General features: G+C 75.3%; 12 protein-coding genes and 1 pseudogene. 2 read left to right on the top strand and 11 right to left on the bottom strand.

Translation table 11 applies throughout. The annotated features are described in order from the left end of the window. The 6 genes and pseudogenes from Ae505Ps2_RS00775 to Ae505Ps2_RS00795 all read right to left on the bottom strand — a co-directional run bounded on the left by Ae505Ps2_RS00775 (nt 1) and on the right by Ae505Ps2_RS00795 (nt 6,216). Entirely contained in the window at nt 1-1,317 is a 1,317-nt protein-coding gene (locus Ae505Ps2_RS00775) for an NAD(P)/FAD-dependent oxidoreductase (RefSeq protein WP_083695213.1), read from the bottom strand. Beyond that, a complete protein-coding gene (locus Ae505Ps2_RS00780) occupies nt 1,314-2,990 on the bottom strand; it encodes a prenyltransferase/squalene oxidase repeat-containing protein (RefSeq protein WP_075310650.1) in 1,677 nt (558 codons plus the stop codon). Before Ae505Ps2_RS00780 ends, Ae505Ps2_RS00775 begins: the two co-directional genes overlap by 4 nt. Continuing rightward, nucleotides 2,987-3,967, bottom strand: coding sequence for a UbiA family prenyltransferase (locus Ae505Ps2_RS00785; protein ID WP_075553327.1), 981 nt, complete (start codon nt 3,965-3,967; stop codon nt 2,987-2,989). The genes Ae505Ps2_RS00780 and Ae505Ps2_RS00785 overlap by 4 nt, the downstream gene beginning before the upstream one ends. 26 nt (nt 3,968-3,993) lie before the next feature. After that, complete coding sequence (locus tag Ae505Ps2_RS00790) at nt 3,994-4,572, bottom strand: polyprenyl synthetase family protein (RefSeq protein WP_283160348.1); 579 nt, start codon at nt 4,570-4,572, stop codon at nt 3,994-3,996. Then, nucleotides 4,499-5,059, bottom strand: a pseudogene (locus tag Ae505Ps2_RS34160) (polyprenyl synthetase family protein); the annotation flags it as partial. The pseudogene Ae505Ps2_RS34160 and the gene Ae505Ps2_RS00790, both read right to left, overlap by 74 nt. A gap of 236 nt (nt 5,060-5,295) precedes the next feature. Beyond that, nucleotides 5,296-6,216, bottom strand: coding sequence for a 2-hydroxyacid dehydrogenase (locus tag Ae505Ps2_RS00795; RefSeq protein WP_075553328.1), 921 nt, complete (start codon nt 6,214-6,216; stop codon nt 5,296-5,298). 55 nt (nt 6,217-6,271) lie between these two features. Here Ae505Ps2_RS00795 and Ae505Ps2_RS00800 point away from each other — a divergent pair, with 55 nt between their 5' ends. Further along, nucleotides 6,272-7,369: a glucose dehydrogenase gene (locus tag Ae505Ps2_RS00800; RefSeq protein ID WP_233147642.1), complete on the top strand. Its 1,098-nt coding sequence runs from the start codon at nt 6,272-6,274 to the stop codon at nt 7,367-7,369. A gap of 45 nt (nt 7,370-7,414) precedes the next feature. Here the strand turns inward: Ae505Ps2_RS00800 and Ae505Ps2_RS00805 are convergent, their stop codons facing one another. From Ae505Ps2_RS00805 to gatC, 4 genes are all read right to left on the bottom strand, one after another. After that, the gene (locus tag Ae505Ps2_RS00805; RefSeq protein ID WP_075310644.1) at nt 7,415-8,371 is read right to left on the bottom strand and encodes an ABC transporter substrate-binding protein; all 957 of its coding nucleotides are present in this window, start codon (nt 8,369-8,371) and stop codon (nt 7,415-7,417) included. A 137-nt stretch (nt 8,372-8,508) separates the two neighbouring features. After that, nucleotides 8,509-10,011, bottom strand: a complete 1,503-nt coding sequence (gene gatB / locus Ae505Ps2_RS00810) for an Asp-tRNA(Asn)/Glu-tRNA(Gln) amidotransferase subunit GatB (RefSeq protein WP_020622202.1) — start codon at nt 10,009-10,011, stop codon at nt 8,509-8,511. Further along, a complete protein-coding gene (gene gatA, locus Ae505Ps2_RS00815) occupies nt 10,008-11,516 on the bottom strand; it encodes an Asp-tRNA(Asn)/Glu-tRNA(Gln) amidotransferase subunit GatA (protein ID WP_075310642.1) in 1,509 nt (502 codons plus the stop codon). Before gatA ends, gatB begins: the two co-directional genes overlap by 4 nt. After that, entirely contained in the window at nt 11,513-11,839 is a 327-nt protein-coding gene (gene gatC, locus Ae505Ps2_RS00820) for an Asp-tRNA(Asn)/Glu-tRNA(Gln) amidotransferase subunit GatC (RefSeq protein WP_020622204.1), read from the bottom strand. The genes gatA and gatC overlap by 4 nt, the downstream gene beginning before the upstream one ends. A gap of 333 nt (nt 11,840-12,172) precedes the next feature. On the opposite strand from gatC, the gene Ae505Ps2_RS00825 reads away from it, so the two are divergent. Next, on the top strand, nt 12,173-12,829 hold the full coding sequence (locus tag Ae505Ps2_RS00825) for an amino acid-binding protein (RefSeq protein WP_075310640.1): 657 nt from the start codon (nt 12,173-12,175) through the stop codon (nt 12,827-12,829). Nucleotides 12,830-12,888: 59 nt separating this feature from the next. On the opposite strand, the gene Ae505Ps2_RS00830 is transcribed toward Ae505Ps2_RS00825, so the two are convergent. Continuing rightward, nucleotides 12,889-13,608 carry a 3-keto-5-aminohexanoate cleavage protein gene (locus Ae505Ps2_RS00830; RefSeq protein WP_060713011.1) on the bottom strand — a complete coding sequence of 240 codons (720 nt, stop codon included), beginning with the start codon at nt 13,606-13,608 and terminating at the stop codon, nt 12,889-12,891. Nucleotides 13,609-13,631 lie beyond the last annotated feature (23 nt).

Consider the following 13,631-nt stretch of genomic DNA (forward strand, 5'->3'; position numbering starts at 1 on the left):
TCATCGGGCCGCCGCACCCGACCCGCGGACCGTCCGGGCCCAGCCGGGTAGCCGGGCGGCCCGCGGGTCGGGGAGCAGCCCGATCTGGTGCAGGCGGTCCACCGGGGTCAGGCGCCGGATCCCGAGTCCGGACATGGTGTGCATGACCTCGTGCCGGATCCGGTCGTTGGCACCGGTCCCGGTCAGCGCGCGGTCCCCGATCCAGGACCGTCCGGTGATCATCCGGGCGGCGTTGTGGCTGGTCCGGCCGATGTGGTGCAGGTCGTGGCGGCGTGCGGTGTCGTAGCGGCGCAGCGCGTGGTCGACGACGTCGGCCTGCAGCGAGCCGCCCTGCCGGAGCATCGCGGCCAGGGTGTGGGCGTCGGCGATCGAGCTGTTCATGCCCTGCGCCGCCATCGGGTGCACCAGGTGTCCGCTCTCCCCGACCAGGGCCAGCCCCGGCACCGTCAGCGCCGGCGCGAGTGCCCGGGACACCGGCAGCACCTGACGGTCCGCGACACCCGCGCGGAACGCCTCGGCCACCGGGTCGAGCCCGGGGCAGCCGCGCAGCACCCGGTCGCTCCAGGCGCGGAGCCCGTCCGGCCCGAGCCCGCGCAGCTCGTCCGCGGCGACCTGGACGTACAACCGCACCCGGCCCCCCGGGAGCGGGTACCGCAGCCGCAGCCCGCCGTCGGTCACGTAGGCGGAGAAGTCCGGCGGGACGGTGCCCGCCAGCTCGAAGGCGGCGAGCCGGTGCGGGTAGTCGGAACGGGGCGCGGTCAGCCCGGCCTCGCGCCGCAGCCGCGAGGAGACGCCGTCGGCGGCGACGACCAGCGCGGCCGTGACCGCGGTGCCGTCGCACCGGACGCCGGTGACCCGGTCACCGGTCCGGACCAGTCCCTCGACCAGCGCCCCGCGCCGCACCTCGACGCCAGGGGGCAGGGAGTCGCCGAGCGCCCGCAGGATCGTCGGGTAGTCGTGGGCCAGCAGCCAGGGCTGCGGGGTGGGCAGGTGCCCGTAGTCCAGCCGCATCCGGGGCGTCCCGTCGGCGGCCCGGGCGACCAGGTGCTCCAGCCGCAGCGCACCCGCCGCCTCCAGCCGGTCCGCCACGCCCCACTCCCGCAGGATGCCGAGGGATCCCGGCTGCAGCACCTCGCCCTTGGCGACCTGCTGCGGCTCCGGGCGCTTCTCCAGCACCAGGACCCGGTGCCCGAGCCTGCCCAGCGCGCAGGCCGCGGCCAGACCGGCCACCCCGGCGCCGCACACCACCGCGTCGTACTCGGTGTCGTAATCGGTGTCGCAGTCGGCGTCGTAGTCGGTGTCGTGTCCGTGGCTCACGTCAGGGCCTTCCGGTAGCGGCCGAGCGCGCGCAGCGCCATCCCGTGGGTGAACCCCGGGTTGGCGTAGCGGCTCACCCGGCGGACGTACTCGTGCACCGGCGCGGCCGGCCAGCCGCCGTCCGGCAGGCGGGCCGCCAGCAGCCACCGCACGGCCGGTTCCACCTCCGCCGGGGCCGCACCGGCGGCGAGCAGTGCCGCGACCGCCCAGCCGGTCTCCTCCACGGTTCCCGGGGCGCCGTGGCCGTCGCCCCAGGACCCGTCGGGGTTGCGGGTGCGCTCCAGCAGGGCCCTGGCGCGGACCGCGGGCCCGTCCCCGCCGCGGCCGCAGCGGGCGAAGGTCTCCAGCACCGCGGCGGTGCCCATCGTGTGCTCGCGGTACCAGACCGACTCGAAGCCACCACCGGTCAGCTGGGCCCGGCCCAGCCAGCGCAGCGCGCGACGGACCCGCCGGTCGTCGGCCGGCACCCCGGCGTCGAGCAGGGCGTCGAGCGCCTGCGCGGTCGTCGTCGGGCAGGGGCCGCTGTTCGCGACCCTGGTGTTGCGCACGCACAGCCCCCAGGAGCCGCGGGAGTCCTGCCGGTCGGTGAGCCAGCCGACCCCCTCGGCGACGGCGGCGCCCTGCACGGTGCCGGGGAGCCTGCTGAGCACGGACACGATCTCGCCCGTCTCCAGCACCGCGGGCCAGCCGCGCCCTGCGGTCCAGCCCCAGAAGCCGGGCGGGCAGCCGAAGGCGAGGAAGGGCCGGTGCTGTTGCAGGCCCAGCAGTGCGTCCCGGGAGGCGACCAGGCGCTCGTCGTCGCCGTAGCCGGCCTCGACCAGGCCCCGTACCGCGTACATCGTCCAGGCCGCGTCCAGCGGGGTCGTGGCCCACGAGCCGTCCGGGTGCATGGACCGGCGCAGCCAGCCGACGGCGGCGTCCACCATGTCCTGGCCGACGCCGGCGCGGGCCAGCCCGGTGCAGACCAGGCCGGTCACCCAGGCGTCCTCCGACCAGGATCCCGCGGATCCCTCGTGCTCGTAGGTCTGGCGGATCACGCGCAGCGCGTTCGGTTCGGCCAGCCGGGACAGCGTGCGCTGCACCCGGGTCATCCGGCGGTGCCGGGTCTGGGCGAGCCCCAGCGCCGAGGCCATCGGCAGCCGCAGGTCGAACAGCCGCCGGTACAGGCCGGGCAGCAACGCCAGCTCCAGCGGGAAACGCCGCATGTCGGCCGGCGCGATCCAGCCGACGAACCCGTAGAACTGCCGGCACCAGAGCACGACCTCCGGGTGCGGGATCGCGGCGAGGCCGCCGTAGCGCTCCATCCACCGCCGCCCGGCCGCGACCTGCTCGGCGGACCCCGCCGGGTCGACGAGGTGCAGCGCGGCGGCCGACACGGCGGTCGGGCCCGGCTCCGCGGGCAGACCGGGCACCATCGCCCAGCCGCCGTCCTCGGTCTGGGTGCGACGCAGCCGTGCGGCCCCGGCGGCGATCAGGTCGGCGGTCCCACCGGGATCGGCGAAGTGCAGCGCGGTGACCGCACCCGCCGTCGCGAGGGTGGACCGCAGGCTGTCGGCGCCGTAGTCGAACACGCCGTCGTCGCGGCGCGACCGCAGCAGCGCCTCGGCCCCTCCCGCGATCGCCTCCGCCACCTCGTCGGCGAGCCGGCCGGTCCCGGCGTGGGCCGGTGTCATGGTGTGTCCTCTCCGTCCCCGGCATCGGCCGGGAACTCGTGCCGGGCCCGCATCCGGGCCTGCATGACCAGCGATGAGACGAGTGCGGGCAGCACCACCGCCCCGGCCACGAGCGGCCCCGCGGCACCCGCGACGACGGCGCCCGCGAGCAGCATTCGTTCGGCGACCAGCACCTCGTGCGAGCGCAGCGCACGACGGGGCGTCACCGTGCCGGGGCGCACCACGACGAAGGCACAGCCACCGACGAGCACCGCCAGTGCCAGACCACCGAACTGGGCGGCAGGCCGGTCCGCGACGACGGCGCCCACCCCGACCGCGACCATCGCCGACAGCCAGAGCACGGCCGCGGTCCGGACCGCCGTCGCGGTGCCGTGCCGGACCGGCACCGACCGGTAGCCACCCGCGCGGTCGCCGTCGACGTCGCGCACCGTCCCGATCAGGTTGGACGCGGTGTCGTGCAGGGCGAAGCCCAGCGCGGCGGGCAGCAACGCCCAGGGGGGCCACGGCGCGACGGCCATCGCCCCCACGACCATCGCGAGCGCGGAGAGCACCCCGCGGTTGAGGTTGCCGGCCAGCCCCCGCTGCTTGAACAGCCGGCTGTAGGTGATGATCCCGGCGACCGCGCAGGCGAACACCGGCAGCGTCCGCCAGTTCACCACGGTGGTCAGCACCAGCGAGCCGGCGACGCAGGCGATCCCGCAGGTCAGCGCGGCCCGGGGGGTGAGCCTGCCGGACGGGATCGGGCGGTGCGGCTTGGCGATCGCGTCCAGGTCCCGGTCGAAGTAGTCACCGAGGTAGTGCCCGGCCAGCCAGCCGAGCACCGGGACCAGCACCGCGACGGCGAGCGGCCCCGGGGAGCTGCCGCCCGCCACCAGCGCCCCGGCCAGTCCCAGCAACGCCGGGTGCCAGGTGGTGTACGGCCGCCAGGTCTCCCAGTGCGCCTGCCAGGTCCCCCCCGCCCCGCCGCGGTGCGGCACGGGCGTCGGCGCGCAGGGTGCGCCCGTCAGCGGTCACGGTCGACGGCGATCGCGGCGATCCCGGCGAGCCGGCGTGCCGCCTCGGCACCGGGGAGCTCACCGAGGCGGGCCACGGCCCGGTCGGCGTGGCCGCGCGCCCCGCACCGCGCCGCGTCCCAGAGGTCGTCCGCGGTCACCGCCGCGCGGAGCATCTCGTGCGCCTCGCTCGGGCCGAGATCCCCGGACAGGGCGGTCTCCACCGCCCGCCGCACGGCGGGTCCACCGTCGCGGTGTGCCAGCAGGACCGGCCAGGTGGGCCGCAGGTTGGCGGCGTCGCTGGTCGCGGGCTTGCCCGTGACCACGGCGTCGTCGAGGTAGGGCAGCAGGTCGTCGAACAGCTGGAACGCGACCCCGGTGTGGTGGCCGTAGTCCCCGAGCAGGTCGACCTGCCCGGCGTCCCCGCCGCCGAGCGCGGCGCCCGCCCGGCACGCCCCCCCGGAACAGGGCTCCGGTCTTGAGAGCGGCCACCTCGAGGTAGTCGTCCAGTGTGCTTCCCGGTCGGCCGGGTCCGGGCGCGACGAGCTGGGACTCCTGGACCTGTCCGCGGCACAGGTCGCTACCGGCACGGGCCAACTCGGCGACGGCCGTGACGACGGCCTCCGGCGGGGCCGCACACTCGGCGACGACGGCGAACACCTCGAACAGCAGCGCGTCGCCGGTCACGATGGCGTCCGGGACGCCGTAGCGGGCGTGCACCGACGGCCGGCCGCGACGCAGGTCGTCGTCGTCGATGATGTCGTCGTGCACCAGTGAGGCGACGTGCAGGTGCTCGACCGCCGCGGCGGCGGGGAGCACGTCCTCGCGCCGGCCGCCGACGGCCTCCGCCGCGGTGAGCAGCATGAGCGGTCGCAGGAGCTTGCCCGGCGCGAGCAGCGCGTAGCGGGTCATCTCGTCGAACCGGGAGCCGGTGTCCGGACGACGCTCGGCGAGCGCGGAGCGGACGAGGCCGCGGGCCACCGCGTCGTCCCGGGCGGTGTCGCCGTCGGTGAGCGACAGCGCCCGGCTCACTGTGCCCGGCACAGGGCAGGTCTCCGACAATTCCTCGTCGAGCATTGCGGGCGAGCGGTCCGGATCATCAGGCAGAACCTCCCCGAGAGCGGCACAGGCACGATCGGTGCCGTGTCAGCCGGTGAACGCGGCCCGAACGTACGATTACGTCATAGGTCGGGCAAGCGCTTGCGGCGCCGGCCGGACATCGCTTAACACCCGAACTCCGGGGTTTTCACCAGACTCTGCGACCGCGTTCTCCGCAGCCGCCGACACCGCCCTCGGGGCAGGAACGACTCCGCTCAGTACGCCCCGGTCACCAGGTTCGGAGGCTCCTCGCCCCGGACGAACGCCGCCAGCTGCTCGGCCGCGACGCCGTAGGCCCGGCGCATCGCCATCGGCACGGTCCCCCCGACGTGCGGCGTCAGCAGGAGCCCGGGTGCCGACCAGAGCGGGTGCCCCGGCGGCAGCGGCTCGGGGTCGGTGACGTCGACGGCGGCCCGGATGCGGCCCGAGGTGAGCTCGGCGAGGAGCGCGTCGGTGTCCACCACCGGTCCGCGGGCGCCGTTGACCAGGAGCACCCCGTCGGGCATGGCGGCCAGGAAGTCGGCGTCGACCATGCCGCGGGTCTCGTCGGTGAGCGGGACGATCAGCACGGTCGCGTCGTACCGCGGGAGCAGGGCGGGCAGCTCGTCCCAGCCGTGGACGCCGTCGCGGGCGGTGCGACCGACCATCGCGGTCTCCACCTCGAAGGGCTCCAGACGGGCCCGGGTCTTCTGCCCCACGTCGCCCGCGCCCACGATGAGGATCTTCTTGCCGGCCAGCTCCTCGGTCTGGTGGTAGTCCCACTCACCGCGGTCCTGGGCCCGCACGAACCGGTCGAGGTGGCGGTAGACGGCGAGCAGCACCGACACGACCCACTCGGCGGTCGCGCCGCCGTGCGCGCCACGGCCGTCGGAGAGCGCGACACCGTCGGGCAGCCGTCCGATCCACGCCTCGGCCCCGGCGGTGAGCAGCTGCACCAGCTCCAGGTGCGGCATCTGCTCGGTCATCGCGACGGCCTCGGAGGTCGCCAGGAACGGGGCGACCAGGACCCGGGCCCGCCCCGCCTCGTCCGGCAGCGGCTTCTCCGGGTCGTAGACGACCGGCTCCAGCCCGTCCACCTCGGACAGGATCTCGGCTCCGGCGGCGTGCGGCACGAGGACGGTCACGGGACTGCTCATGGCGTCCGACCGTACTCACCGGGCACTCACCTCGCGGGGCCTAGCCTGGCTCCTCGTGACCGCCCGGCTGCTGCTGATCGTCGCGACGCTCGTCGTGCTGCTGGCCGGTTGCGCCACCTTCCCCGACGCGGGCACGCGCGACTGGCGACCCCAGGCCGAGGGCGCCGGCGAGCTGGGCGGGCCGCCCCGGATCGCCCCGGAGGAGCAGGCACCGCCGTCGGGCCGGCCGCCGTCGCCGCAGCAGCAGGGGCCCGCGGCGGCCCCGCAGCCGTGCGTCGACCCGGACCCCCAGGTCGTGGCCGCGTGCCTGGGGCCGGTCGGGGCGGTGGCGGTGCTCCCGCAGGGCGACCACGCACTCGTCGCCGAGCGGCGGACCGGACGGGTGCTGGAGGTCCGCCGCAACGCCACGCCGCGGCCGGTCGCGACGGTGCCGGTCGATCCGGCGGGTGGGCTGACCGGGCTGGTCCTCTCCCCCGGCTACGCCGAGGACCGCCTGCTCTACGCCCTGTCCGAGGGCCGGGTCTGGCGGATCGCACCCGGTGAGGCGCCGAAGCCGGTGCTGGCGGGGCTGCCCCCGGGAGGGGCGCTGGCCGTCGACGCCGACGGCTCCTCGCTGTTGGTCGCCACGCCCGCCGGGGCGGGTCCGCTCGCCGGGGCGGTGCTGCGGATCGACACCCTGGGCCGGCCGGCCCCGGGCAACCCCGACCGCGCCTCGCCGGTCCTGGCCCGCGGGCTCACCGCACCGGGCGGGGTGTGCGTCGACCCGGCGGCACGGACCACCTGGGTCACCGACCGGACGGCCGGGCGCGACGTCCTGTACCGCGTCGCCCCGGGCGCGCTCGGTGCGCCGGCGTGGACCTGGCCGGACCGTCCCGGAGTCGCGGGGTGCACGGTGCTGCCGGGCGCGGTCGTCGTCGCCCAGAGCACCGGGAAGGCGCTGTTCGTGCTCAACCCGGGTCCCGAGGGCACCTTCACCGGTGACCCGAAGCCGGTGCTGGAGGACACCTACGGCCGCATCGGCCCGGTCACCCTCGCCCCGGACGGCCTGCTCTGGCTGGGCACCGTGAACCGCGACGGCGGCGCCCCCGGCAGCACCGACGACCGGGTGGTCCGCATCCAGCCGCCGACCGGCGGCGGGGCCAGCGCGATCTGACACCGGCTCGGCGCGGGCCCGTCTCCGGCCGAGCGCCCCGGACGCTCAGCCGAGCAGCGCGTACAGCGCGTCCAGGTCGCGGGCGACCTGCATCGCGCTGTAGACGCTGCCGTAGTTGACGTTGCCCGTGGTCTCGACGACCTTCCCGGCCCGCACCGCGGGGAGCTCGCGCCACACCGGGACGTCACGCATCGTCGCGAGCGCCCGTTCGGTGCCGGTGTTCTGCAGGTAGAATCCGTCGGCGTCGCGGAACCGGCTCATCTCCTCCAGCGGCACCTCCTGGTCCGCGGCGTAGGCGCGTTCCTCCCCGGCCAGCGAGCCGCCCAGGTCGGTCAGCACCTGCTGCTGCAGCCTGCCCGCCGTGTTCACCACGAACGTGCCCGCCTCGGGCCGCCACTGGGCGACGACGATCCGCCTGGTCGCCAGCGCCCCGCGGCGGCGCTCCCGGACCCCGGCGGCGACCGCGTCGTACTCGGCCAGCACCCGGTCCAGTGCGTCGCGCCGGTCGAGCTGGGTGGCGATCGTGGTCAGGTCGGTGCGCCACGGCACGTCGAACGAGGTCGGGACGACCGGCGCGATCCGCTGCAGCCGGGCGGTCGGCCAGTACTCACCGTCGTCCTCGGCGGAGCAGACGATCAGGTCCGGGCGCAGCGCGAGGACCTCCTCGTCGACGATCGGACCCTTCAGGACCGGCAGCCCCGGCGGGGCCGGGACCCACGCGGCCGGGGGACGCAGGCTGGTCGCCGACACCGGCAGGCCGAGCGCGACGGCGGTCTCCAGGTCGACCCGCGAGTCGACGGCCAGCACCGACACCGGCGCGACCGGGACGTCGTAGGTGCCGAGCGAGGTGGTGACGCTGCGGGTCGCGCCCGCCGGGGCCGCGCCGACGGGCGCCGACGGGCGACCGCAGGCGGCGAGCAGGCCGGTGGCGCCGACGGCGGCGAGCAGTTGGCGGCGGGTGGCGTTCTCGACGACGGGGCGCTCGAGCAGTGCAGTGGACACGGGCCCTCCGGAGGCGTGGGATCTCCGGTGAGCTTAGCCTCGCCTCACTTGGCGGTCGCGTGTCGCGGACGAGGAACGGGCCCCGGTCCGGTCGGTTGCTCCGACCGGACCGGGGCCCGTCACGCGTGCCACTCCGGTCAGGCCCCGACCCGCTCGACGATCAGCTCGCGGACCCGCTTGGCGTCGGCCTGGCCCTTCGTCGCCTTCATGACCGCGCCGACGATGGCCCCGGCCGCCTGGACCTTGCCACCGCGGATCTTCTCCGCGACGTCGGGCTGCTCGGCCAGCGCCGCGTCGACGGCGGCGACCAGCGCGCCCTCGTCGGAGACGACCTTCAGCCCGCGGGCGGCGACGACCTCGTCCGGGCCGCCCTCGCCGTCGAGCACGCCGTCGACGACCTGGCGGGCGAGCTTGTTGGTCAGCTCCCCCGCCGCGACCAGCTCGATCACCCGGGCGACCTGTGCCGGGGTGATCGCGAGCTCGGCGAGCTCGACCGAGCGGGTGTTGGCCTGCTGGGCCAGGTAGGACACCCACCACGAGCGGGCCTCCTGCGACGGCGCACCGGCCGCGACGGTGGCCTCGACCAGCTCCAGCGCCCCGCCGTTGACCAGGTCGCGCAGCTCCTCGTCGGAGATGCCCCAGTCGCTCTGGATGCGCTTGCGGCGCTCCCACGGCAGCTCGGGCAGGGTGCCGCGCAGCTCCTCGACCCACTCGGCGGACGGGGCGATCGGGACCAGGTCGGGCTCCGGGAAGTACCGGTAGTCCTCCGAGGTCTCCTTGCGTCGCCCGGCGCGGGTGTGGCCGGTCGCCTCGTCGAAGTGCCGGGTCTCCTGGACGATCTCCCCGCCCGCGTCGAGCACGCCGGCCTGCCGGCTCATCTCGTGCCGGACCGCGCGCTCGACCGACCGCAGCGAGTTGACGTTCTTCGTCTCGGTGCGGGTGCCCAGCGGGCCGCCCTTCGGCGACAGCGAGAGGTTCACGTCGGCACGCATCGAGCCCTGGTCCATCCGGACGTCGGAGACGCCCAGGGACCGGATCAGGTCGCGCAGCGCGGTGACGTAGGCGCGGGCCACCTCCGGGGCACGGGCCCCGGTGTCCGGGATCATCGTCGTGACGATCTCGATCAGCGGGACGCCTGCCCGGTTGTAGTCCAGCAGCGAGTGGTCGGCGCCGTGGATGCGACCGTCGGAGCCGCCGACGTGCAGCGACTTGCCGGTGTCCTCTTCCATGTGCGCGCGCTCGATGCCGATCCGGACGACCTCGCCGTCGTCGAGGGTCAGGTCCAGGAACCCGCCCGTGGCGATCGGCTCGTCGTACTGGGAGGTCTGGAAGTTCTTCGGCATGTCCGGATAGAAGTAGTTCTTCCGGGCGAACCGGCCCCACGGCGCGATCGAGCAGTTCAGCGCCAGGCCGATCCGGATCGCCGACTCCACCGCGGCCCGGTTGACCACCGGCAGCGCGCCGGGCAGCCCCAGGCAGACCGGGCAGACCTGGGTGTTGGGCTCGGCCCCGAACTCCGTCGGGCAGCCGCAGAACATCTTGGTGTTCGTCGACAGCTCGACGTGCACCTCGATGCCCAGGACGGGGTCGTACCGGGCGACGACATCGTCGAAGTCGACCAGCTCCACGGCCGCGGTCATGCCCTCACCTCAGCAACGTCCGGGACGCGGGCGATCAGCGGACCGCCCTCGTCGGCGTCGCGGGCGGCCTCGAACGCCGCCCCGACGCGGTACATGACGGCCTCGCCGAGCGCGGGGGCCATGATCTGCAGGCCGGTCGGGAGCCCCTCGGAGATCCCGTTGGGCACCGACATGCCGGCCACCCCGGCCAGGTTCGTCGGGATGGTGGCCAGGTCGTTCAGGTACATGGCCAGCGGGTCGTCGACCTTGTCCCCGATCGGGAACGGCACGGTCGGCGCCGTCGGCGACACGAGCACGTCGGCCTGGGCGAACGCCGCGGCGAAGTCCCGGCTGATGAGCGTGCGGACCTTCTGCGCCTGGCCGTAGTAGGCGTCGTAGTAGCCGCTGGACAGCGCGTAGGTGCCGAGCATGATCCGCCGCTTGACCTCGGGCCCGAAGCCCTGCTCGCGGGTGTTGGCCATGACCTCCTCGGCGGAGCGGCCCTCGGAGGCGCGCAGGCCGTAGCGCATGGCGTCGAACCGGGCGAGGTTCGACGACACCTCACTGGGGAGGATCAGGTAGTACGCGGCCATCCCGTACTCGAAGTGCGGGCAGGCGACCTCGACGATCTCGGCACCCAGCTTCTCCAGCCGGCGCAGCGAGGCGTCGAACGCCGAGCGGACGCCGGGCTGGTAGCCCTCGCCGCCCAGCTCGCGCACGACGCCGACCTTCAGCCCGGACAGGTCCCCGGTCGCGCCCTGGCGTGCCGCCTCGACGACGGCCGGGACCGGCCGGTCGATCGAGGTCGAGTCGAGCGGGTCGTGGCCGGCGATGACCTCGTGCAGCAGCGCCGCGTCCAGCACGGTGCGCGCGCACGGCCCACCCTGGTCCAGCGACGACGCGCAGGCGACCAGCCCGTAGCGGGACACCTGGCCGTAGGTGGGCTTGACGCCGACGGTGCCGGTGAACGCGGCGGGCTGGCGGATCGAGCCGCCGGTGTCGGTGCCGATCGCCAACGGCGCCTCGAACGCGGCCAGCGACGCCGCCGACCCGCCGCCGGAGCCGCCCGGCACCCGGGTGGTGTCCCACGGGTTGCGGGTGACGCCGTACGCCGAGTGCTCGGTGGAGGAGCCCATCGCGAACTCGTCCATGTTGGTCTTGCCGAGGATCGTGATCCCGGCGGCGCGCAGGCGCGTGGTGACCGTCGCGTCGTAGGGCGGCTGCCAGCCGTCGAGGATCCGCGAGCCGCAGGTGGTGGGCATGTCCGAGGTGGTGAACACGTCCTTGAGCGCCAGCGGCACCCCGGCCAGCGGGGACTCCGGGACCTCGCCCGCGGCGATCCGCTCGTCGACCAGCGCGGCGGCGGCCACCGCGGCCTCGGCGCCGACGTGCAGGAACGCGTGCACCTCACCGTCGACGGCGGCGATCCGGTCGAGGTGGGCCTGGGCGACCTCGACGGCGGAGACCTCGCGGGAGTGGATCTTCTCCGCGAGCTCGGCCGCGGTGAGGCGGATCAGGTCGCTCACTGCTCCTCCCCCAGGATCCGCGGGACGCGGAAGCGCCCGTCCTCGGCGGCCGGGGCGCCGGCGAGCGCCTGCTCCTGGCTCAGGCCGGGGCGGCGCTCGTCCGGGCGGAAGACGTTCTCCAGCGGGACGGCGTGCGAGGTCGGCGGGATGTCGTCGGCGGCGACCTCTCCGACCCGGGCCACCGACCCGATGATCACGTCGAGCTGCGACGCGAAGGTGTCCAGCTCGGAGTCGGTGACGGCCAGGCGGGCCAGCCGGGCGAGGTGTGCGACCTCGTCCCGGGTGATGACCCCGCCCGTCCGCTCCGCGGAATCGGCGGTCATGCCCCTCCTCTGGGATGGTGTCCGATGATGACGACGGCGGGTGGACGGTCGCGACGACGGTGCGGCGACGACGGTGCGACCGCCGGTCCGGCTGCCGACACGACCCGGCCGCTCCCGCGCGCGCCGGTCCATCGGGCGAGTCTATTCCCGCCGGTCCACCGGCCGATCGCCCCCCGGTGACCAGGTACGCACACCATGATGCGGGTGGCGGGTGACCGACGGCCCCGAGGGTGGCAGGATCATCGTTCCCGCCCGGAACCGCCCCCCGCCACTCCGGTGCGGTGCACACGCGTGCCGATGAGGCGCTCGCTGTCGAGGGAGAGGATCCACTCCGTGTCGTTCCTGCTCCGGGTCGTCCTCCCGGACAAGCCCGGCAATCTCGGGGCCGTCGCCTCCGCCCTCGGCGGGGCGGGGGCGGACATCCTCAGCGTCGACGTCGTGGAGCGCGGCGACGGACAGGCGGTCGACGACATCGCCGTGGAGCTGCCGACCAACCGGCCGCCGGACGTGCTCATCACCGCGGCCGAGTCGGTGCCCGGGGTGTCGGTGGAGTCGGTGCGCCCGCACACCGGGCAGCTGGACACCCACCGCGAGCTGGAGCTGCTCGACGAGATCGCCGGCGACCACGCGCACGGGCTCGACCTGCTCGCCGGCGAGGTGCCGCGGCTGTTCCGCGCCGGCTGGGCGCTGGTCGCGGTCAGCGAGAACGGTCGTTCCTTCCGGATCGCGGAGAGCGCCGCGGCGCCCGAGACCCGGTCCGGGGACCTGCCCTGGCTGCCGCTGGACCGGGCGATCGCCCTCGACGACAGCCACTGGGTGCCCGAGCCGTGGCGGGCGATGGACACCGAGCTGGCCGCCGCGCCGTTCGGGACCGGGGAACCGCCGAAGACGCTGGTGGTCGGACGGCCGGGTGGCCCGGTGTTCCGGCCGTCGGAGCTGGCGCGGCTGGCGCACCTCGCGGGGATCGTCGCGACGGTGCTGAAGGCCTGACCCCCGCCGCCCGCCCCGGTCCACCCGGGTCGCCGGGGCGCGGGTGCGGCGGATCCAGGTCAGACCCGGATCGACAGGGCGGTGCGGACGAGGTCGTCGTTGCCGGTCGCGAGCCAGCCGTCGGGGCGCACCAGTACGTCCTCGAAGCCGATCCGGGTGTCGATGTTGACCCGGGTCGCGTACTCCAGCACCGGCCAGGCGCCCTCCTCCTCGCCGTGCAGCAGCACGGGAACGGGGGGCTGGCCGAGCGCGCGCAGGATCCGGATGCCCTCGGCGACGGCGGTCTCCGGGTCGATCACCGTCGACTCCGCGATCACCCGGCGGGTGCCCGGGGGCAGCCCGTTCTGGCGGAGGGTGACGGCGTCACCGCTGGTCCAGACACCGAGCTCGACGGCGATGCCGACCGACCACGCGGCGTGGCAGACCTCGGTCCAGCCGAGCTCGTGCACATTGACGCCGCACACGTCGGGCTTGCCGGAGCCGAGCCGGCCCCAGGACAGGACGGTCTCGACGCGGTCCTTGGGGTCGGGCTGGATCCAGCGACCGGTCGGGACGCCGATCTCGATGCCAGGGGCCTCCTGGCGGATCAGCGACACGACGTCGCCGACCACGGCGGGCTCGATCGTCTCGGCGCCGCTGTCGTCGCGCGGGTGCACGTGCACCGAGGTGACGCCGAGCCGGGCGACGGCCCGGGCGTCACGGGCGAGGTGGCGGGCCAGGGTCGGCAACGCCGGGTGCGCGTCCGCCGGTCGTGAGCCGTTGAGCGCCGCCTGCAACACCGTGTGTTCCCCGATCCGAGTGG

Origin of the sequence: Pseudonocardia sp. Ae505_Ps2 (assembly GCF_001932425.1) — a bacterium.
Classification (GTDB): domain Bacteria; phylum Actinomycetota; class Actinomycetes; order Mycobacteriales; family Pseudonocardiaceae; genus Pseudonocardia.